The sequence below is a fragment of the Pseudescherichia sp. genome, from assembly GCF_032052675.1.
Classification (GTDB): domain Bacteria; phylum Pseudomonadota; class Gammaproteobacteria; order Enterobacterales; family Enterobacteriaceae; genus Pseudescherichia.
The window spans coordinates 187,702-207,390 of the sequence record NZ_DAMBWA010000001.1 but is presented as its reverse complement, the minus strand read 5'-3'; the positions used below and the strand labels follow the sequence as shown (position 1 = coordinate 207,390).

15 protein-coding genes and 3 tRNA genes are annotated in these 19,689 nt (G+C 54.2%); 13 read left to right on the top strand and 5 right to left on the bottom strand.

Going from position 1 to position 19,689, the window contains the following annotated elements; translation table 11 throughout:
- Positions 1-49 precede the first annotated feature (49 nt).
- Positions 50-4,450 carry a SpvB/TcaC N-terminal domain-containing protein gene (locus RTX96_RS01045; RefSeq protein WP_312669871.1) on the top strand — a complete coding sequence of 1,467 codons (4,401 nt, stop codon included), beginning with the start codon at positions 50-52 and terminating at the stop codon, positions 4,448-4,450.
- A 38-nt stretch (positions 4,451-4,488) separates the two neighbouring features.
- Here the strand turns inward: RTX96_RS01045 and RTX96_RS01040 are convergent.
- Positions 4,489-4,564 (bottom strand) — tRNA-Asn (locus tag RTX96_RS01040).
- Between the two features lie 331 nt (positions 4,565-4,895).
- On the opposite strand from RTX96_RS01040, the gene nac reads away from it, so the two are divergent.
- The 8 genes from nac (at position 4,896) to RTX96_RS01000 (ending at position 13,570) form a co-directional block, all read left to right on the top strand.
- Positions 4,896-5,813 carry a nitrogen assimilation transcriptional regulator NAC gene (nac, locus tag RTX96_RS01035; RefSeq protein WP_312669870.1) on the top strand — a complete coding sequence of 306 codons (918 nt, stop codon included), beginning with the start codon at positions 4,896-4,898 and terminating at the stop codon, positions 5,811-5,813.
- 100 nt (positions 5,814-5,913) lie between these two features.
- The gene (gene cbl / locus RTX96_RS01030; RefSeq protein WP_312669869.1) at positions 5,914-6,864 is read left to right on the top strand and encodes an HTH-type transcriptional regulator Cbl; all 951 of its coding nucleotides are present in this window, start codon (positions 5,914-5,916) and stop codon (positions 6,862-6,864) included.
- Between the two features lie 249 nt (positions 6,865-7,113).
- A complete protein-coding gene (locus RTX96_RS01025) occupies positions 7,114-7,692 on the top strand; it encodes a hypothetical protein (RefSeq protein WP_312669868.1) in 579 nt (192 codons plus the stop codon).
- A 30-nt stretch (positions 7,693-7,722) separates the two neighbouring features.
- Positions 7,723-10,278 carry a hypothetical protein gene (locus RTX96_RS01020; RefSeq protein WP_312669867.1) on the top strand — a complete coding sequence of 852 codons (2,556 nt, stop codon included), beginning with the start codon at positions 7,723-7,725 and terminating at the stop codon, positions 10,276-10,278.
- A 153-nt stretch (positions 10,279-10,431) separates the two neighbouring features.
- On the top strand, positions 10,432-11,127 hold the full coding sequence (locus RTX96_RS01015; protein WP_312669866.1) for a fimbria/pilus periplasmic chaperone: 696 nt from the start codon (positions 10,432-10,434) through the stop codon (positions 11,125-11,127).
- Positions 11,128-11,154: 27 nt separating this feature from the next.
- On the top strand, positions 11,155-12,177 hold the full coding sequence (locus tag RTX96_RS01010; protein ID WP_312669865.1) for a fimbrial protein: 1,023 nt from the start codon (positions 11,155-11,157) through the stop codon (positions 12,175-12,177).
- Positions 12,178-12,189: 12 nt separating this feature from the next.
- Positions 12,190-12,429: a hypothetical protein gene (locus RTX96_RS01005; protein WP_312669864.1), complete on the top strand. Its 240-nt coding sequence runs from the start codon at positions 12,190-12,192 to the stop codon at positions 12,427-12,429.
- Complete coding sequence (locus RTX96_RS01000; RefSeq protein ID WP_312669863.1) at positions 12,416-13,570, top strand: hypothetical protein; 1,155 nt, start codon at positions 12,416-12,418, stop codon at positions 13,568-13,570. The genes RTX96_RS01005 and RTX96_RS01000 overlap by 14 nt, the downstream gene beginning before the upstream one ends.
- Positions 13,571-13,589: 19 nt before the next feature.
- Here RTX96_RS01000 and RTX96_RS00995 read toward each other — a convergent pair.
- A tRNA-Asn gene (locus RTX96_RS00995) sits at positions 13,590-13,665 on the bottom strand.
- 100 nt (positions 13,666-13,765) lie between these two features.
- Positions 13,766-14,563, bottom strand: coding sequence for a DgsA anti-repressor MtfA (gene mtfA / locus RTX96_RS00990; protein WP_312669862.1), 798 nt, complete (start codon positions 14,561-14,563; stop codon positions 13,766-13,768).
- A gap of 93 nt (positions 14,564-14,656) precedes the next feature.
- On the opposite strand from mtfA, the gene RTX96_RS00985 reads away from it, so the two are divergent.
- Both RTX96_RS00985 and RTX96_RS00980 read left to right on the top strand, forming a co-directional pair.
- Positions 14,657-14,746 (top strand) — tRNA-Ser (locus RTX96_RS00985).
- A 205-nt stretch (positions 14,747-14,951) separates the two neighbouring features.
- Positions 14,952-15,560 carry a hypothetical protein gene (locus RTX96_RS00980; protein ID WP_312669861.1) on the top strand — a complete coding sequence of 203 codons (609 nt, stop codon included), beginning with the start codon at positions 14,952-14,954 and terminating at the stop codon, positions 15,558-15,560.
- Positions 15,561-15,612: 52 nt separating this feature from the next.
- Here RTX96_RS00980 and ompC read toward each other — a convergent pair whose 3' ends face one another.
- Positions 15,613-16,755 (bottom strand): porin OmpC, encoded by a 1,143-nt coding sequence (gene ompC, locus RTX96_RS00975; RefSeq protein ID WP_312669860.1) that lies wholly within the window; start codon positions 16,753-16,755, stop codon positions 15,613-15,615.
- A 454-nt stretch (positions 16,756-17,209) separates the two neighbouring features.
- Between ompC and RTX96_RS00970 the strand changes: the two genes are divergently transcribed.
- The gene (locus RTX96_RS00970; protein WP_103819207.1) at positions 17,210-17,707 is read left to right on the top strand and encodes a very short patch repair endonuclease; all 498 of its coding nucleotides are present in this window, start codon (positions 17,210-17,212) and stop codon (positions 17,705-17,707) included.
- On the opposite strand, the gene yedA is transcribed toward RTX96_RS00970, so the two are convergent.
- The gene (yedA, locus tag RTX96_RS00965) at positions 17,682-18,593 is read right to left on the bottom strand and encodes a drug/metabolite exporter YedA (RefSeq protein ID WP_103819208.1); all 912 of its coding nucleotides are present in this window, start codon (positions 18,591-18,593) and stop codon (positions 17,682-17,684) included. The genes RTX96_RS00970 and yedA overlap by 26 nt on opposite strands.
- 169 nt (positions 18,594-18,762) lie before the next feature.
- Here yedA and RTX96_RS00960 point away from each other — a divergent pair, with 169 nt between their 5' ends.
- A complete protein-coding gene (locus RTX96_RS00960) occupies positions 18,763-19,683 on the top strand; it encodes a DUF808 domain-containing protein (RefSeq protein WP_312669859.1) in 921 nt (306 codons plus the stop codon).
- Positions 19,684-19,689: the final 6 nt, after the last annotated feature.

The window sequence follows — 19,689 nt, the reverse complement described above, 5'->3', positions numbered from 1 at the left end:
GAGACATCATGCGGGCCGTCTGCTGGCGGTCCGTTTCAGGAGATTATTTATGCAACAACAAAATGTGTTTTCTTCAGCGGTTTCCGTCACGCCACCTTCGCTACCGAAAGGCGGCGGCGCGCTGACCGGAATGGGGGAGTCGCTGGGCCAGGCAGGCCCCACGGGGCTGGCCAGCATGGCGCTACCGCTGCCCATTACCCGTGGACGGGGTTTTGCCCCAGGGCTATCGCTCAGCTACAGCAGCGGGGGCGGCAACAGCGTGTTTGGCGTGGGCTGGTTCTGCGAAAGCCTGCGTATCGCCCGCCGCACCAGTCACGGCGTGCCGCAGTATAGCGACGCTGACCAATTTTTAGGGCCGGATGGCGAAGTGCTGGTCAAAACGGCCAGTACCGCCAGCGAACCCAATCCGACAACCTGTTCCGCCTATGGTGCCCTTAAATTTTCACAACCCTACTCGGTCACCCGCTACCAGCCGCGTATTGAGGGAGCATTCAATCGCCTGGAGCACTGGCACGGCGATCACAGCGATGACGACTTCTGGCTGCTGCATGGCAGCGACGGTACGCTGCATCTGCTGGGGAAAACAACGTCAGCACGCATCAGCGATCCGCAGAACGCCTCGCATACCGCGCAGTGGCTGCTGGAGGAGTCGGTTAGCCCAACGGGGGAGCACGTTTACTACGCATACCTCGCGGAAAACGGTGATGGCGTTAATTCCAGTGACCGCAGCACCAGCGCGATGCGCTACCTGAGCCAGGTGCAGTATGGCAATGTCGATCCCGCTACCGATCTCTATCTCTGGAGCAGCGATATCCCCCCAGCCGACTGGCTCTTTACCTTGATATTTGACTATGGCGAGCGCGGGGTCGCTCCAGAAACGCCGCCGTCGTTTACCGCCTCTGAAACATGGCCAGCCCGTCAGGATCCTTACTCCCGCTACGACTACGGGTTTGAGATCCGCGTGCACCGTCTCTGCCGCCAGGTGCTGATGTTCCACCATTTTCCGGACGCGTTGGGGGATCAAAATACGCTGGTTTCCCGCCTGCTGCTGGAGTATGACGAAAACCCGGCGCTGACCCAGCTAACCAGCGCCCAGACGCTGGCTTATGAAGCAAACGGATACGTGCAGTCGCTGCCGCCGCTGGAGCTGCAATACAGCCAGCCCGACAGTGAAACTAGCGCAGGCTGGCAGCAGCTACCCGCGCTGCCGGGGCTGGTGAGCGGACCTTACTCGCTGGTGGATCTCTATGGTGAAGGGCTGCCAGGGGTGCTTTGCCGCGCGGGCAACGCGTGGCGCTACAGCGCACCGCAGCGTGGGGAGGAGGGCGGGGACAGCGTCTCCTGGGCCGACTGGCAGGTGCTGCCCAGCGTACCGGCGATGCAAAGCGATGCTGCCCGGCTGATGGATATCAACGGCGACGGCCAGCTGGACTGGATTGTCGCCCAGCCGGGCATGGCGGGCTTCTTTACCCAGAAACCAGACAAGAGCTGGAGCGGGTTTACCCCGTTTAGCGCGCTGCCCACGGAGTTTTTCCATCCTCAGGCGCAGTTTGCTTCTCTGGTCGGCAGCGGCCTGGCCGACCTTGCATTGATAGGACCCTCATCGGTACGCTTTTATGCCAACGAGGGGGAGAGGTTCAGCGTCGGCCTCAACGTGGCGCAAGCGGAAGATATTACATTGCCGATCCCAGGACGCAACGCCCGCGAGCTGGTGGTGTTTGCCGATATGCTGGGATCCGGCCAGTCGCACCTCTGCCGTATCCGCTATAACGAGGTCACCTGCTGGCCTAATCTTGGCCACGGTCGGTTTGGTTCACCGGTGAGCCTGCCGCTGCCAGCTATTGATGGCCTCAATGAGAACACCTTTAATCCAGAGGATGTGCTGCTGGCGGATACCGACGGCTCGGGCGCACCGGATATTATCTCTATGCAGCATGACCGGGTACAGATTTGGCGCAACCAGGGCGGAAACGGTTTTGTAGTGGGGGAACCGATCCTTCTGCCGGAAAATGTATTCTACGATCGCCTGTGCCAGGTTACCGTTGCCGATGTGCAGGGTAACGGGATGGCAGAGCTGGTGCTCTCCATCCCCTATATGACACCAACCCACTGGCGCTACGCCTTTAACAGCAGCAAACCTTATCTGCTGAAAGGGGTAAATAATAATCTCGGTGCTCGCCATACGCTCTGCTACCGTAGCTCGGCTCAGGCATGGCTGGATGAAAAAGCAGAAAACCCACAGGCGGTACCCGCGCTGCCTTTCGCCATGCAGCTGCTGGTGAAAACTATTACGCTGGACGAGATCACAGGCAACCAGCTCAGCAAGAACTGTTGCTACCGGCAGGGCGTCTATGACGGGCGAGAGCGTGAGTTCCGCGGCTTTGGCTACGTCGAAACAGAAGATACCAACAGCGATACCCTGCCCGTGGGGGATAACACGCCTCTTGCGGCCACGCTGCTCAGCAAATCCTGGTATCACTGTGGCCGTGAGACGGATGAGACCCGCCTCTACGGTGAACCGTGGCAGGGAGACAGCGAAGCCCTTAGCCTGAATCCGACCCTATTTACCCAATATCAGGATGGACAGGATACGGTGCTGGACGCGCCTGACGACGATACGCGCTGGTGGCTCTATCGTGCATTAAAAGGCGTGCAGCTGCGCAGTGAGGTCTGGGAGGCGGGCGGAAGTGCTGCACCGTACTCCTGTACCCAGCAGCGTATGCAGGTCCGTCTGGTCCAGAAAGGGGATATGCCGATTGTGCTTCCGCTGGGCCTGGAACAGATCGCCAACGGCTATGAGCAGAGGGCGGACGATCCCGTCGTTGTCCAGCAGGTTACTCTTGTGCGGGATGACTACGGCACGCCGTTGCAGCAGGTGAGCGTGGCCTATCCCCGCCGGGCGCAGCATCCGCTGTCTCCTTATCCCAACAATATGCCGGTCGATGCCTGGGATAACACCTACGACGAGCAGCAGCAGAAGCTCCGGCTGACGGAGAGCCTGGCGACCGTTATCCATCTTACCGATCCGCAGGGCTGGCGGCTGGGGCTGCCGGATACCCGCCGCGGCAATCAGCTGGTTTATGATAGCGTGCCCGCTGGTGGCATCAGTTACGAGACGTTAAGCGATCCTAATGGATTATTAGGCGATAACCAGACGCGCTATCTGAGCGAGCAGAGCGAGGTGATCTATCTCACCACGCCGCCGAACCTGCTGGCCCTGGTGGATCACCAGCGCACCGCCGTACTGGACAGTACGGCGCTCAAAGCCTATGACGGCGTGGAGATCCCCGCAGACTATGCCTGGGACAAACTTGGCTACGTCTCTATGTCCGACGATGCGGCCAATCCGCTCTGGGGAACGGAGCATAGCTTTACTTATTTCACCGATGAGAACGGTGACTATCTGCCGTTCTATCTGCCGCGCAGCAACCAGTCAACGAAGCTTGTCGCCGCTGTCAGCTACCGCTATGACGACTACGCGCTCTGCGTAGTCGGCCAGAGCGACAGCCGGAACAGCACCTCTGCTGCCTATGACTACCGTTTTCTGACGCCCTGGCAGACGACCGATATCAACGCCAATATTCAGGAGGTACAGCTGAATGCGCTGGGTCAGGCCAGAACCGGCAGCGTCTACGGGACTGAAAACGGCGGGGAAAAGGTGGGATTCGGGATGGTATCTGATTATCCCGTCGATCCGGCGCTAAGCGTGCAGGGGGCAATCGATATGGCGACCGCGGCAGGCTATCTCCAGCAGCTGGCTACGATCAGCGTGACTGATATGTTCAGCTGGATGGGGACGGTAACCGAGAGTGAAGCGAATGCGGCAGAAGAGGGGGGCTGGTCCTCGCTTCTGGATAACCGATTTATTACTTTCGACGGCCATATCCGTCCGGCAGGCCGCCGATGGGCGCAGGATAACAGCCATCGTCCTCTGGCAAAACTGTTGGCAGAGAGCGACCGTGTTCCGGTACAGAGTGCAGTGCTGACGGCGGATAACTATCCGGATACCCTCGATCCCGATGATGACACGCAGCTGCTCCAGCAGACGGCTATTGTGGTTGCCTACAGCGATGGCTTTGGTCGACCCCTCCAGCAGTGCTTGCTGGTGCCGGACGGGAAAGCCTGGCACAGGGAAGAGGATGGCGAGGTGGATACCACAGAGATCGATGCCGCGCCCCGCTGGGCAATTTCTGGCCGGGTTGAGTATGACAATAAGGGGCAGGTGGTACGCAGCTATCAGCCTTATTTTCTCGACAGCTGGCGCTATGTGACCGATGCGGCCATGCGGACCCAGGGCTATAGCGACACGCTGTACTACGATGCGCTGGGTCGTAATATCCGCACGGTAACGGCGAAAGGCTATCTGCGGCGTAATACGTGGTATTCATGGTTTACGGTGGCGGAGGATGAGAACGACACCGCCGGATTACCGGAGGATATGAACGCATAAAAGCAAAAAGCCCGCTAAAAAGCGGGCTTCTTTAAATTTGGCTCCTCTGACTGGACTCGAACCAGTGACATACGGATTAACAGTCCGCCGTTCTACCGACTGAACTACAGAGGAATCGTGTGAACGAGGCGAATAGTAGCGGCGGCAGATCCGCTTGTCAAAGCCTGGATACGCTTCTTGTGTTCGTTTGCTGAGATTTGCAGCAATCTGGCGTATTCATCAGCAAAAGCAATGGTTGCGCACCACGCTGGTGCATTTCTACCTCTTATGGGGCAGGGGGCGACGGCGTTATCAGAGCATAGTCTTAGGCAGGTAATCAGAAAAGCTTATAATCCAGCCTGTTAGGTAAAATTAAAACAACTTTTTAAAAGCTGGCAAGCATCTTGCAACTCCTCCGACAAGAGACTTGCATGCATCAACCTACGCGTTTCGTTCCGGAGGCAAAATGAACTTAAGACGGCTGAAGTATTTCGTAAAAATCGTCGATATCGGTAGCCTGACCCAGGCCGCAGAAGTACTCCATATCGCCCAGCCCGCACTGAGCCAGCAGGTGGCCACGCTTGAAGGCGAGATGGATCAGCAGCTGTTAATTCGCACCAAACGCGGCGTGACGCCGACCGAGGCCGGAAAGATCCTCTATACCCACGCGCGAACAATTTTACGCCAGTGCGAACAGGCCCAGCTGGCAGTTAACAACGTTGGCCAGACCCTGCGCGGTCAGGTCGCGATTGGCCTGGCACCGGGGACAGCGGCGTCTTCTATTACCATGCCGCTGCTGCAGGCCGTACGCAATGAGCTGCCGGATGTGATGGTCTATCTGCACGAAAACAGTGGCACCGATCTTAACGATAAGCTGCTCAGCGGCCAACTTGATATGGCCGTGCTGTATGAGCGCGCGCCAGCGTCCGGTATCGCCAGCCAGCCGCTGTTAAAAGAGGATCTCTATCTGGTGGGCACGCGGGATTGTCCTGGTCAGAGCGTCGATCTCACCGCCGTCGCGGAGATGAACCTATTCCTGCCCCGTGATTACAGCGCGGTGCGCCTGCGGGTTGACGAAGCGTTCTCCCTGCGTCGGCTGACGGCAAAAATTATTGGTGAGATTGAATCCATCACGACCTTAACCGCCGCCATTGCCAGCGGTATGGGCGTGACGGTGCTGCCTGAATCCGCCGCGCGCTCGCTATGCAGTGCGGCAAACGGCTGGATGGCACGCATTACGGCACCGTCAATGAGCCTCCCGCTCTCCCTGAATACCTCAGCCCACGGCGCGCTCTCCCCACAGGCGCAGGCGGTAAAAGATATCCTTATGTCACTGGTCAGTCGTCCGACGCTGGAGAATCGGGAACTGCTGCTGGTGGGTTAGGGTTATTCCCAAAAGGAATAAGATGCGGGTTTTTATTATTTGTCCTGCCGGGCCTCAGACTTTAACAATAGCGACATGTCTGATGGCTCTGGAGGGCAGGATGAATTTCCAGCAACTTAAAATAATTCGGGAAGCGGCGCGTCGGGATTACAACCTGACAGAAGTTGCCAACATGCTCTACACGTCGCAGTCTGGCGTCAGCCGCCACATTCGCGAGCTGGAAGAGGAGCTGGGTATTGAGATCTTCATCCGCCGTGGTAAACGCCTGCTGGGCATGACCGAGCCAGGTAAAGCGCTGCTGGTTATTGCTGAACGGATCCTCAATGAGGCGAGCAACGTCCGCCGGCTCGCCGATCTCTTTACCAATGATACGTCCGGCGTGTTAACCGTTGCGACTACCCACACCCAGGCGCGCTATAGCTTGCCGCCGGTCATCAAATCCTTCCGCGCACTCTTTCCCGAAGTGCGGCTCGAGCTTATCCAGGGCACGCCACAGGAGATTGAGTCCCTGCTACATAACGGCGGGGCGGATATCGGTATTGCCAGTGAACGTCTGAGTAACGATCCGGCGCTGGTAGCCTTCCCGTGGTTCCGCTGGCATCACAGCCTGCTAATTCCGCAGGATCATCCGCTCGCCAGCGCCTCGCCGCTCACGCTGGAGGAGATCGGCCGCTGGCCGCTGATTACCTATCGGCAGGGCATTACCGGTCGCTCCCGTATCGATGAGGCCTTTGGACGTAAGGGATTGATCCCAGACGTCGTGCTGAGCGCACAGGATTCCGATGTGATCAGAACCTACGTTGAGCTGGGGCTGGGCGTGGGCATTGTGGCTGAACAGTCCGGCAGTGAGCAAGAGGTCGGAACGCTTGTCCGTCTGGATACTCGCCACCTGTTTGATGCCAATACCGTCTGGTTGGGACTGAAGCGCGGACAGCTGCAGCGTAACTATGTCTGGCGCTTTATTGAACTGTGCAATGCTGGCCTCTCCGTAGAGGATATTAAGCGTCAGGTAATGGAGCCTGATGAGATTGTTCTTGATTATCAAATTTAACTTTATAATTGAGTCGCATCCGGCGAGGGTGTTTATTTTTATCAACTGACTAAATATTGCCAGGTATTTTTGCCTAATCAGCCCACTTAAAATAGGCTGATATCATTATATTCGCCCTGTTAAAGCAAAAGGGCGAAAATAATGAAAACCTCTTACTCCCCCCTCTTATATTCTAGTATAGCGGCGTCAGCGTCGCTCTATATGGATTGTACTACCGGTGCACCCGCCTGGGCTAACACCAGCGCGCCTATGAAACCACTGAATACGGTGATGCTGTCGGGGCCGGCAGGCGCGCCGGTTACGGTCTCTCTGGACGGTGCCGGTATTTTTAATATCAATGGGTTTAAAACCTGGAGCGGTAACCTGGACACGAACGGCACCGTTGAGCTTCAGGTATTCAGCCTTGAAGTGGGGCTGGTCTCCGTTGATGCCTATATTACCAATGCACCTGCAGAAAGCGCTTACGGCAGCATAACCTTTAACAGTTATACGCCAGGCGCGGTTGCCCTCACCAGCTATGCCATTGCAACGGGGGCCGCCGCGAATAGTGCAATGCGTAACAGTATCTATCTCAATACCGATCTCACCGCTGGCGTCAGCTACGTGCGCTTTCAAATTACAAACTCTGATACGGCACGTTTTGTAGGAACCGCGCTCCCGCAAACAGCAACCGTTGAGCTTTACGACGACGGCACGGCCAGTATCGATCTTACGGATTCGGTGGCCGAAAGCGTGACGGTAACGCTGAGCCTGCCTGAAGCCTCGGGATCGACCGTTATCTCCAGCTGCGCCTTTGTCACATTTCCACCGGCAATGAGTCTGCGCTAAACGCGCGTGTTTACCCTTTAGGAAAATAGTATGAAAGAGAATATCAAAGCGGATACCAGCACCCTGGTTTTTTATTCGGAACCCAATGAAGCGGGCGTGCCGATTCAAGTTACGCATGGATTAATGGATATTATCGCCACGTCAGACAATGACTGGCGAGAAAAATCGGTTTCCATTCTTGGTACGGATAATTTATACGCCTGGATTAGCAGTAGCGTTGAGACCAGTCTCAGTACGAAGTGCTATTTCAATCATGTTGAAGAGATGGCAACCCATACAATTAACTTTTTACAAAATGAATTTCCTTCTCCGCAGTATTCGCTGGAATTTATGGGCGTTGATAGCGATCTGGCCACGCTGGTCTGGTTAGCGACGGATGCCTCTACTACGGACGATCAGCCGGATACGCTGGCAGCAACATGGCTTCTGCCGGAGAGTGACTCACAGCTCACTACGTTATCACTGCCTGATATGCCAGGCGCGCTGGGTTTTGTAGGAACCGCCGCGGGGAGCAGCACGCTTGTTACTGCGCTCTATGGCATCTTCAATACCGCTAACGGCGAGGTGGCATGGACCGGCAGCGGCTCGCTGGTCCTTAACTGGGATGGTGAAGAGGTCTACCTCAGCAATATTAGCGGATTTCCCTCCGGCTGGACCTTTGGCACACCGGTATTACAGCCGGATGGCAGCTGGCTGGTGGCGTTGGGCAACGGCCCGGCGATGGACAGCGGTATTATCTACAGTCAGGTAAACTACGCGGGCAGTGCCCAGTCGCTTCCCCCTCATCAGTTATTCTCTGTCAATACGGGATCGGGGTGGATATGGGCCTCGGTCAAGCTGAACGCTATGCCGGTACTGCTGTTCTCAGCGTTTAATCCTATTGATAGCACCTACAGTTTTACCCACTATACGATGCTACGCCTGACCAGCGACACGCCCGATTTTAGCAGCCTATTCGGGGCAGGCACGCTGCCGGCAGAGCTGCTCTCACTGGATAATAGTGATATCCAGATTGATATTCAGCCTCAAACTACCGGCAGCAGCGACAGCGCGTTTATCATGACGCTGCCTTACCCATTAAGCTTTAGTACCTTTGCTGATACCTATCGCGAGGGAGTATTGGCGATTGTGCCGGCCAGCGGAGCCGCGCAAACCATTCAGTTAAGCTATGGCTCACTGAACAGCAGCGGGCAGTTTATTGCTGCCGGAAAGGGAACGCTTACCGTCAGTTACAACGGCAGCATGCCCATAGTGACGCCGGGGAGCGATCTTCCTCAGGACTGGATCTTTGGCAGCCCGGTGTTACAGGCCGATGGCCGATGGCTGGTCACGCTCAGCGACGCTGCCCAGGCATCGCTTAATGTAATGGGTGCACGCTCCAGCTATGGCGCTAACTGGCTCTACTCTGAGAAGCGTTGCCTCGTTGCACTGGATAGCCAGACCGAAATTAACGCCAACTGGCAGTATGAAGGCGAAAGTACTTACCAGAACACCCGCTATTTTATTGATACCGAACCGCAGAAAAAGCTCACCGTGACATCACCCTCAGGTGGGTCAGTGATCCTGAACGAAAGCAATGTCCTGGGCAATACCCAGGCTGCTGCAGGCAGAAACGACAGCGGCATGGTCTCTGCATGGGGGCAGAGCGCATCCGGCGGTTTCTCACCCACCTCGACCTTCAACAGTAGCGTTACCCAACTCAGCGCAACCCATCATGCCTTTGCGGCACTCAACCAGAGCGGCGAGCTTTTTGCCTGGGGAGATACCAGCAAAGGAGGGAGTCTGCCCTCTACCCTTGCTAACCGCAGCGGCTGGAATTTAGTGGTGGCCTCATCGGGGATGTTTGTCGCTCGCAATATGCAGTCGCCCTATATCGAAGTGTGGGGAGATAATACCTATGGGCAGTTAGATATTCCTTCCGCTATTACCACCATGAGCGATGTAGTCCAGATCCAGTGTAACGACTACGCCTGCGCAGTACTTAACGCGCGCGGCCAGGTCTTTGGTTGGGGTGGGGCAAACTACGGTGGCAGCGTACCGCAGGCGATTGCGGATCTGTCGGACATCGTCGAAATCAGCGCCAGCGCATCCGCATTCTGCGCTCGGCGAAGCAACGGTGCGGTAGTGGCCTGGGGGCAAAACGCCTATGGCGGCGAGGTCCCGGATGATATTGCTGGCCTCAGCAATATTGCACAAGTGTATGGCTGCTACAGCGGCTTTTGTGGTGTGCAGAGTACCGGATCGGTTGTGGTATGGGGTGACTCTGCCATTTCATCTGCCCCGATGCTGAGTGACGTTGTGCATGTGCAGGGGACCGAGTATGCCTTCTGCGCCTTGCGAAATAACGGCAGCGTCTATGCATGGGGTAACAGCTCCGCCGGCGGCGCATTGCCAGCGGATATTGCCCAGCTTACGGATATTGTGTCGGTGAGCGCCACGGCGACGGCTTTCGCCGTACTGAGAAAAAATGGTGCGGTAAGCGCCTGGGGCGACGTTACCGCGGGGGGAGATATCTCCGCTGTCTCGTCTTCGCTGGCATCCGGGGTTAAGGGAGTCTATGCAGGCGGTTCGGTCTTTCGCCATTAAAGACGATAGCACGCTTGTCGCCTGGGGTAATAGCAGCTATGGCGGCTCAATGAACGCCATTCCTGCGGCTCTACAGAGCGAGACCTCTTATTTATCGACGAAATAAAAAGCGTGCTCCGGTATTTTACCGGACTTGTAAAGCGGGGTTTTTTTATGTCGCTATCTTTCAGGATAAATAAAAGATTGCTTGTCGGTATTTGTTTGCTGCTTAATTTTTCCCTGGCCGACGCAGCGATACAGTTGCAGCAAACGCGGCTGGTTTATCCATCAGGGATACCGAATGTGAGCCTGGTTGTAAAAAATAGCGACACCCAAAATGCCGTTGCTGTTAAATCATGGGTAGAGTCGGACCGGCGTGATATCACAGTTACGCCGGCCACGATGGTCATTGAACCAGACAGCGAAAAGATACTCAATATTCATATACCCGATCGTGGACATGATGATAAACGGGAGCGTCTCTATTGGCTAAGCGTTAAAGGCACAACATTATTGGACTCACACCTTCCAGAGCCGTTTTCTATCGCTGTCATAAACAGAATTAAGGTTTTTTATCGGCCGCTTAATATGCTCTCCAGAGCAGCGAACGCCTATAAAAAAATTGGTGTCAGTGCGTGCAGGATGCTGCTGACTATAAAAAATCCAACCCCTTACTATATCGCTTTTTACTCTTTTAAAGTAGGTAATCAGGAGGTCAACCGCGTCCGGATGCTCGGGCCTTATGAAAAACAATCAGCGCTGCTGCCCACCGCTGAGCATAACCTTGCTCGCTGGCAGGCAATATTAGATACGGGCTTTCATAGCCCGCCTGTATCTAAAAAAATCAAAACCCATTGCTCAGGCTATTAAGATTATCTCACAGCTGGAGACACTCATATGCCATCTTTAAATAAATTCACTCGAACAAAAAGCGTTATTCCGTACTTGCTATTCCTGTTAACGCTGTGCTGGGCCAGTTTTTCTGATGCCTCAGTACACTGTAGCCCTCGTAATGCCAGTTCGATAACAATAAATTTAGGTGATATTACTGTACCAGACGACCTGCCTGTCGGCGGCGATATTACCGGTGATAAAAGTTATTCTCAAAACCTTATGGCTCAGTGTGAAGGAGATGGGCCGTCATACGTAACATTATATTCTGATCTCTCCTCGGATGCAGTCTATAACGGCCGTAGCACGTTCAAAACCAATATTCCAGGAGTTGGTATCCAGATGGGAGGCACAATCAACAACTTATCTGCCTGGATGAGTAACGGGAACACACAGCAGCAACTGGTGGAGTTTACGCTGCACTTATTGACTGTTCCGATTGAAAACTACCTCTACGGCCCGATGTTCAAACTGGTAAAAATTTCCGATGATATTGAAAGCGGCACGCTGTCGGGCAAGGCCAATCATGTCATCGTATCTGGCTCGGCATCGTCAACAACCTATACTGTCTATCTTTCTGGCACCATCAATGCCACGCCCCCGCATGTTCCGGGCTGTACGGTCGAGACCAGCTCAACGCCGGTAGCGCTAGGCACTCATTCTCCCGCTGAATTTAGCGGCGTTGGCTCAACCACTGCCTTTACGAACTTCTCCATTCCTTTAACCTGCGAAAGCGACGCGCAAATAACAGCCCAGGTTGACGCGACGCAGGATCCATCCGGTGCACAGTCTGTTATTCAGATCCCCACAGGAGAGGAGAATGCGTCCGGAGTAGGCATCCAGCTCTACTGGGCCAGCCTCAACAGTAGCGCTAACGTACCTGTAGAGTTTGGCAAACCCGTTTTCGTTGGTGAATCAAGCGGGGGAACGGAAAATCTGCAGTTTGAAGCACGCTATTACCAGACCCAAAACGCACTATTCCCGGGTGATGCCAATGCATCGGCTACGGTCACGCTGTCATACCAATAAGAGGACATTACGATGAACGCAAATCGCACACTGCCACAGATTTTTATTTTCGGCGCCGCTTTAATCGCTTCTGCCCTCACGTGTAGCGTTGCCCACGCCGCCGATGCCACCGTCTCTTTTACCGGCGTTATTATCCCGGCCACAAATAACGCTAAACCTTCTACCGATAATAAAGAGAGCGCTCTCGCCGCTCATCAGAAAAAAACGACAGATACGCGTTCGCCAGGAGGAGAATCTCATGGTGCCCATTAAAAAAACCGTTGCGCTCAGCGAAACGATGCCCTCGTATCAAACGACGTTGGTCGCGCCAGCGGGAACCTACCCCTGGCAACTGTTGATACGCTTTTATGCGCCCTGGGGGGACGGTACGCCTGAGGGCTGGCAAACACCGCTGACGCCGCCTGCCGTTTTAGTCAACGGCGTTGCCTATTCTGTTGATGTCGCATTTTCTTATCAGCAGAACTATATGAGTGGCCAGCCGTCACCTGGTTACGATCAGCATGAACAGTGCTACGCCGTTTTCATTGGACAAGCTGTTGCTCTGCAAGAGGAGATGGAGATTACGGTTTCCGGCGACTTTCAGCAGGTAGGTTATATGAGCGCCACGCTCTATTTTAGTTCGTTAAACACGCCTACGCTGCCGGTTGAGGTTATTGATAACGAGATGACGGCAATACCGGAGGCGGAAAACCCCTATATCTCAGGTCATCCCAGCGTATTTTCCTATGGGGATGGAAATCCAGATAGCGGCAGAATCGATCTCTATCGTCCCGACAAAGTGGCCTCGCTGAGTATCTTACCTGATGAAGTGGCTGAAGATGGATGCAGTAAAGGTTATCTGTATGCCAACAAGGACGAGGGGCAGGAGGTGTTGATCCTGAGAATTAACGTGCCGCAGACGTTTATCCATAATGCTACGCCGGACACGATTTTCGGCGATTATCAATGCCGTGAGCTGACCGTCAGTGCCCATCCTGTTTATGGGCAACCTCTACTGCTTGATTTCTGGAGCGTAAGCAGCCGCATGCTCAATGATTTCATCGATGAGCAGGGGTACGCCTATGTTTTCTTTGGCCCGAATGACTATGTGCAGCAGCAGGTTATCGATCAACAGAGTGTCGCCACTCGGCCACCGGTGATGACGTGGGGGAACTACACAGGTTATCTGCTAGGCGATCCCAGCGGCTCGCTGATTATTCGCTATCGGGATCCTGCCGATGACTGGATAGGGAATCCGGCAAACACGGTCTGCTATCTTGATAAGGCGTCGAACCAGCCTGTGACGAAAGAGGAGCTAGGGGACTATCTACCTGAGTTATACGGCGATACGTTAGCAAACTTCGAAGCAGGGTATATCGGAAATGTAGTGAACAACAAGGCTTGGCCAAGATAAGGCAGCAATAGCTAAGAAGTGGCTCCTCTGACTGGACTCGAACCAGTGACATACGGATTAACAGTCCGCCGTTCTACCGACTGAACTACAGAGGAATCGTGTGAACGGGGCGCATATTACTGGCCCCGTATTTTTGTGTCAACACTAAAATTAACGCGCTGATTCAATTGATTAATTAAAACACAAGCTGCGCTTTTACTGAACGCGATACCGGCCCGTAGCTAAAGAGGGCATATTGGCACGTAAACGTGCCAGCGGATCCTGGCGGTAGAACTGGCAAAAACGCTGCCACAGCGAAGGGAAACGTGGCGCGAACAGTTCAGGGGCGCTAAAAAAGTACTCGGAGAGTACGGCGAAGCACTCGGCGGGATCGGTTGCAGCATAGGCATCGATACTGGCAGTACTTTCGCCAACGAGATCGATCTCATCCTGAATATTGTTCATAGCGGCATGGAGATCGTGCTCCCAGCCGGCAACCTCACGCAGGGTAATCATGGGTACGCCGCTTGCCCGGTCACCGTTGCGGGTGTCGAGCTTATGTGCAACCTCATGAATAATAAGGTTGTAACCTGAGGCATCAAACGAGTCCTGAATATCCAGCCAGTTAAGGACGACAGGGCCCTGCTGCCAGCTCTGCCCCGAGTGCACGACCCGCTGATTATGCACAAGGCCAATATCATCTTCCCATTCGTCATCAACAACAAAGGGGGCAGGGTAGATAAGCACCTCATGAAAACCGTCGAGCCACTCAAGGCCTAGCTCAAGTACCGGCAGGCAAAAAAGCAGGGCAATACGGCAACTTTTGAGCGCGTCGAGATCGAACCCCTGCAGGGCCACCAGGCGCTTCTGCTGTAAAAAACGCTCGGCCAGCTGCGTAAGACGATGCTGCTCTTCTGGCGTTAGGTTTGCCAGGATCGGAATGGCAAGCGCCTCTTGCCAGGGATAATGCATCATCCGCGATGCTTCATTTGCTTTCCAGGGCCACTTTATCATCGCTTTGCTCGCAAACTCGTCACTTGAACAAAATTGACTGGGTTGGGACTGTTAAAATGCCAAATATCCTGGCATGATGGCAACCATCAAAACGGAGAGATGCCGGAGCGGCTGAACGGACCGGTCTCGAAAACCGGAGTAGGGGCAACTCTACCGGGGGTTCAAATCCCCCTCTCTCCGCCACTATTCAAGCACTTACCCGTACCGCTTTCAACGATGTCCATCACAACTTGTTATAATGTATGCTCCTGAAAGGTAGCTCTCATACATTTAACCTGTGAATAATCATTATCTGAATTTATCGTGCCACTGTCGCACACATCGCCAAGCAACGACCAACATAGCGATATAACATAGCTGGCTACTCTTTTTCCAGGTAACAATAACGATGAAACTGGACGCACAGTTGCCGTTTATTACGGCCTTGCTTTTTAATTTTTCTATTCTGTTTCCATTTTTTCCAGAGGTCCCGCTGCCCGTTAGCGAAGCGAGGCTGGTCAACTGGATTGAGAACGGGCAAGCCTTGTGGTTGCTATTCGGTGCGCTATTTACGCTTTCCTGGATCAAATCCTGGACGCTGACGCCCGGGCAAAAAGCCTTCTGGCTCTGGTCCGTTGCCTGGTGGGTCGTGCTGTTAGGACGCAGTACCAGCTGGGGCAGGGTCTACTTTCCGGATGAGCCGAGGCTGATATTCCGCGCTATTTCAGTGGTGCTGATTGCGGCATTGGTACTGCCGGTACTCTTTTCGGCTACCTTACGTAAAGAGATAGCGCTGCGTTTTCGTCATGAAACCTTCCCGCTGTGGACCGTTTGTCTTGTAGTGGTGACCTTTCTGCTTTCCGATGCCGTAGAGCACCATCGCCTGCTGGGTTCACTGGTTTTGCATGACGCGCGCGATCAGGATCTGCTGGAGGAGCTGTATGAAATTCCCTTTATGCTGGGGCTGTTCATTATCGCCTTTGGCATGATGCAGCGAGATAAAGTGGTCAAGCAGTAACCCCCCGATAATAAAAAGCCCGCTGCTCGCGGGCTTTATTTTTAAAACTTTTTTAGAACTGATACACCAGGCCCAGCGCAACAACATCGTCGGTGGCGATGCCAGCATCTTTATAGAACTGATCGTCGTCATCCAGCAGGTTGATTTTATAATCAACATAGGTGGACATATTTTTGTTGAAGTAGTAGGTAGCGCCTACGTCAGCATATTTAACCAGGTCTTCGTCAGTGTTATTACCGTTGTAGTTCAGATCCTTGCCTTTAGACATCAGGAAAGAGACCGCTGGACGCAGGCCAAAGTCGAACTGATACTGCGCGGTGGCTTCGAAGTTCTGGGTTTTATTGGCGATACCACCTACACCATTATCATCGCCGTATGGCGTCATATTGCGGGTTTCAGAATACATGGCCGCCAGGTAGACATTATTGGCGTCATATTTCAGACCGGTGGTCCAGGCATCAGCTTTATCGCCACCGGCATAGGTATTGGTCGCATTGCCATTGGTCTGGTCAACGGTACGGTCAGAGGAGGCGTATGCCGCACCCACGCTAAAGCCGCTGCCGATGTCATAGGTCGTAGAGAGACCCCAGCCGTCACCGTTCTCAAAGCGGGCATCGGAACCGTTACTACGGCTGGCGGTGCCTTCGTTACCGTTACCGGCACTTTCGTTGTTGCCCTGATACTGCACGGCAAATGCCAGGCCGTCGACCAGGCCAAACATGTTGTCGTTGCGGTAGGTTGCCACGCCGTTGGCGCGGTTAGTCATAAAGTTATCTGCTTTAGAGTAGCTGTCGCCACCGAACTCAGGCAGCATATCGGTCCAGGCTTCTACGTCGTACAGCACGCCGTAGTTGCGGCCATAGTCAAAGGAACCGGCATCGCCTGCTTTCAGGCCAGCAAAGGCCAGACGGGTCCAGCTCTGGTTGCCGCTGGTTTCGGTGTTGTTAGCCTGTACGTTGTATTCCCACTGGCCGTAACCTACCAGTTGGTCAGAGATCTGGGTTTCGCCTTTGAAGCCCATACGGACATAGGTCTGATCGCCATCAACGCTGCTGTTATCAGAGAAGTAGTGTAGCCCGTCGACTTTACCGTACAGATCGAGCTTATTACCATTCTGGTTATAAATTTCTGCTGCATGTGCTGCGCCCGCGGCTAATAAGGCCGGGACAATCATTGCCAATACTTTTCTTTTCATTATCCATGTCCTATGAATTATAGTTTATGTAAGTGGTTGTGAAATACCCGAATTACAATCCTGATACTAGCGATTAAGTTCATTTATTTTTAAAAAAATGATGTAAGCAAATGGTATTATTTATTGCCAAACGTTTCTTGAGTTATTATTATTTATGGTGTGAATGGATTGCATCTAACTTATTTTTATGGGTTATGTTTAATATATTTTTACTGTATATTTGATGGGCTTTTATTAATTTAGTAAATGGGTTTTGCAGGGGCAAAAAAAAGCTCAGCTTGAGAAGGCTGAGCAAAAGGGTGTCGAGAAGAGTGAGGGTAATACCTGAATTACATTTTGGATTAATAACGGCAAGAATAATCTCATAGCAACCTAAAAAAATCTGTCCTCTATTGGACTGAATGCTAAAATTATTACGCCCTTAAACAGAGGTTAATCGCAAAGAGGGGAGAGCATGGCAGATGTACACGACAGAGCCACGCGCAGCAAAAATATGCGTGCCATCGGTACCCGGGATACGGCGATTGAAAAACGGCTTGCCGCGCTGCTTACCGAGTGCGGGTTGGCGTTTCGCGTCCAGGATGCGGCACTTCCCGGCAGGCCCGATTTTGTCGTTGATGACTACCGCTGCGTGATCTTTACCCACGGCTGCTTCTGGCATCATCATGATTGCTATCTCTTTAAGGTACCGGCCACCCGTACTGAATTTTGGCTGGAGAAGATTGGCAAAAACGTCGAACGCGATAGGCGTGATTGCGCCCGGCTGCTGGCGGAGGGCTGGCGGGTGCTGGTTGTCTGGGAGTGCGCTATCCGGGGTAGGGCCAGGCTAAGCGATGCGGCGCTCAGCGAGCGGCTTGAAGAGTGGATCTGCAGCGGCGGATCGGCCGCGCAGATCGACACTCGTGGTATTCAGGCCAGTGGCCTGGTTACTTCTCTGCCTGACAGGGCGTAACGGTTGGCCGGGCAGGCAGCAGGTATTTACCCAGCGTCACCAGCACCACCGCCAGAATGATGATCCCCAGGGCCAGCCACTCAACAGGGGAGAGACTTTCGCCAGCAAATCCTGTTCCTAGCAGCACCGCCACGACAGGATTGACGTAGGCATAGCTGGTGGCCACCGCAGGCGACGTATTACGGATCAGGAACATATAGGCGTTAATGGCGATAATTGAACCGAAAATAGCGAGATAGCTAACGGCCAGTAGTCCAGACACCGTAGGCATAGCCGTAAGTCGTTCCCCGGTCAGTCCCGAGGCGGCCAGCAGCACCACGCCTGCGGCGAGCATCTCAATGGCACCGGCCATCATCCCACTGGGTAGCTCGATGCGCGAGCCAAGGACAGAGCCGAACGCCCAGCTCAGGGAGCCGATGAGGATCATGCCTGCCCCCCACGGATTGCCGCTCAGGTTACCGCCACTGTTAAGCAGAACAATGCCTGACAGGCCGATGGCGATGCCGAACCACTCCAGCTTGCGCGTGGCGATGCCAAAAAAATGGCTAAAGCAGAGGGTAAAGAGCGGAACGGTGGCTACTACCACGGCGGCAATGCCGGACGGGACATTCTGGTGCTCGGCAACCGTCACCATGCCGTTACCCACCGCCAGCAGCAGCACCCCAATGAGCGCCGCGTTGAGCAGCGGGCGCAAGGCGGGCAGGCGATGGCCAGTAATGAGTAAAAAAGCCAGCAGCAAGAGCCCGGCCGAGAAAAAGCGCACCCCGGCCATCATCAACGGCGGCCAGCTCTCGACGCCGATGCGAATCGCAAAGTAGGTGGAACCCCAAATAATATAGAGCGCAAAAAGCGCACCAATAAGCGGTAAAAGCTGCCTGAAACGCATACTCCCTCACGACAAAAATGAAATGACGCATAGAGTAAACGCCAAAACAATCAGACTGGCGAGCAATTATTTGTGCTTACAATGTTAAAGATTTGTTGACGTTAAGGATAAATTTACGCGATGGGCATTTATGCTCCATAATCTTTCTATTATCAGCAGTTATAGAAGGATGTGTATTTTGGCAGGAAGTAGTTTATTAACCTTACTGGACGATATTGCCACGTTGCTCGACGACATTTCACTGATGGGCAAACTGGCGGCCAAAAAGACCGCAGGCGTGCTGGGTGACGATCTCTCTCTCAACGCCCAGCAGGTTTCCGGCGTGCGGGCCAACCGCGAGCTGCCAGTGGTGTGGAGCGTGGCTAAAGGCTCACTGCTTAACAAGGTGATTCTGGTCCCGTTGGCGCTGCTGATCAGCGCCTTTATTCCGTGGGCCATTACACCGCTGCTGATGGTCGGCGGGGCGTTTCTCTGCTTTGAAGGGGTGGAGAAGGTGCTGCACAGCCTGCATGCACGCAAGCATAAAGAGGATCCCCAGCAGGCCCAGCAGCGGCTCAACGCCATCGCTAAGCAGGATCCTAAGCAGTACGAGCGCGATAAGGTTAAAGGGGCCATTCGCACCGACTTTATCCTCTCGGCAGAGATTGTCGCCATCACGCTGGGTATCGTGGCCGATGCGCCTCTGCTCAACCAGGTGCTGGTGCTGTCGGGCATCGCCGTGCTGGTGACTATCGGGGTCTATGGCCTGGTAGGGATCATCGTTAAGCTGGACGATATGGGGTACTGGCTGGTTGAACGGCCCGGTGCGCTGGCAAAAGCCTTCGGTAAAGTGCTGCTGGTGGTTGCGCCCTGGTTAATGAAAACGCTGTCGATCGTCGGCACGCTGGCGATGTTTCTGGTGGGCGGAGGCATTGTGGTTCACGGCATTGCGCCCCTGCATCATGCCATCGAGCATTTTGCCGCAGAGCAGGGCGCGGTAGTCGCCGCGACGTTGCCGACGCTGGCCAACCTGGTGCTCGGCTTTATTATTGGCCTGATTGTCGTTGGGCTGGTGAAAGGCATTTCGCGCCTGCGCGGAGCCGCTCACTAGTTCTCT

Excerpts from the sequence above, each read along its gene's own strand:
- RTX96_RS01045 (WP_312669871.1), top strand. The coding sequence starts at position 50 with ATGCAACAACAAAATGTGTTTTCTTCAGCGGTTTCCGTCACGCCACCT.
- nac (WP_312669870.1), top strand. The coding sequence starts at position 4,896 with ATGAACTTAAGACGGCTGAAGTATTTCGTAAAAATCGTCGATATCGGT.
- cbl (WP_312669869.1), top strand. The coding sequence starts at position 5,914 with ATGAATTTCCAGCAACTTAAAATAATTCGGGAAGCGGCGCGTCGGGAT.
- RTX96_RS01025 (WP_312669868.1), top strand. The coding sequence starts at position 7,114 with ATGAAACCACTGAATACGGTGATGCTGTCGGGGCCGGCAGGCGCGCCG.
- RTX96_RS01020 (WP_312669867.1), top strand. The coding sequence starts at position 7,723 with ATGAAAGAGAATATCAAAGCGGATACCAGCACCCTGGTTTTTTATTCG.
- RTX96_RS01015 (WP_312669866.1), top strand. The coding sequence starts at position 10,432 with ATGTCGCTATCTTTCAGGATAAATAAAAGATTGCTTGTCGGTATTTGT.
- RTX96_RS01010 (WP_312669865.1), top strand. The coding sequence starts at position 11,155 with ATGCCATCTTTAAATAAATTCACTCGAACAAAAAGCGTTATTCCGTAC.
- RTX96_RS01005 (WP_312669864.1), top strand. The coding sequence starts at position 12,190 with ATGAACGCAAATCGCACACTGCCACAGATTTTTATTTTCGGCGCCGCT.
- RTX96_RS01000 (WP_312669863.1), top strand. The coding sequence starts at position 12,416 with ATGGTGCCCATTAAAAAAACCGTTGCGCTCAGCGAAACGATGCCCTCG.
- mtfA (WP_312669862.1), bottom strand. The coding sequence starts at position 14,563 with ATGATAAAGTGGCCCTGGAAAGCAAATGAAGCATCGCGGATGATGCAT.
- RTX96_RS00980 (WP_312669861.1), top strand. The coding sequence starts at position 14,952 with ATGAAACTGGACGCACAGTTGCCGTTTATTACGGCCTTGCTTTTTAAT.
- ompC (WP_312669860.1), bottom strand. The coding sequence starts at position 16,755 with ATGAAAAGAAAAGTATTGGCAATGATTGTCCCGGCCTTATTAGCCGCG.
- RTX96_RS00970 (WP_103819207.1), top strand. The coding sequence starts at position 17,210 with ATGGCAGATGTACACGACAGAGCCACGCGCAGCAAAAATATGCGTGCC.
- yedA (WP_103819208.1), bottom strand. The coding sequence starts at position 18,593 with ATGCGTTTCAGGCAGCTTTTACCGCTTATTGGTGCGCTTTTTGCGCTC.
- RTX96_RS00960 (WP_312669859.1), top strand. The coding sequence starts at position 18,763 with ATGTGTATTTTGGCAGGAAGTAGTTTATTAACCTTACTGGACGATATT.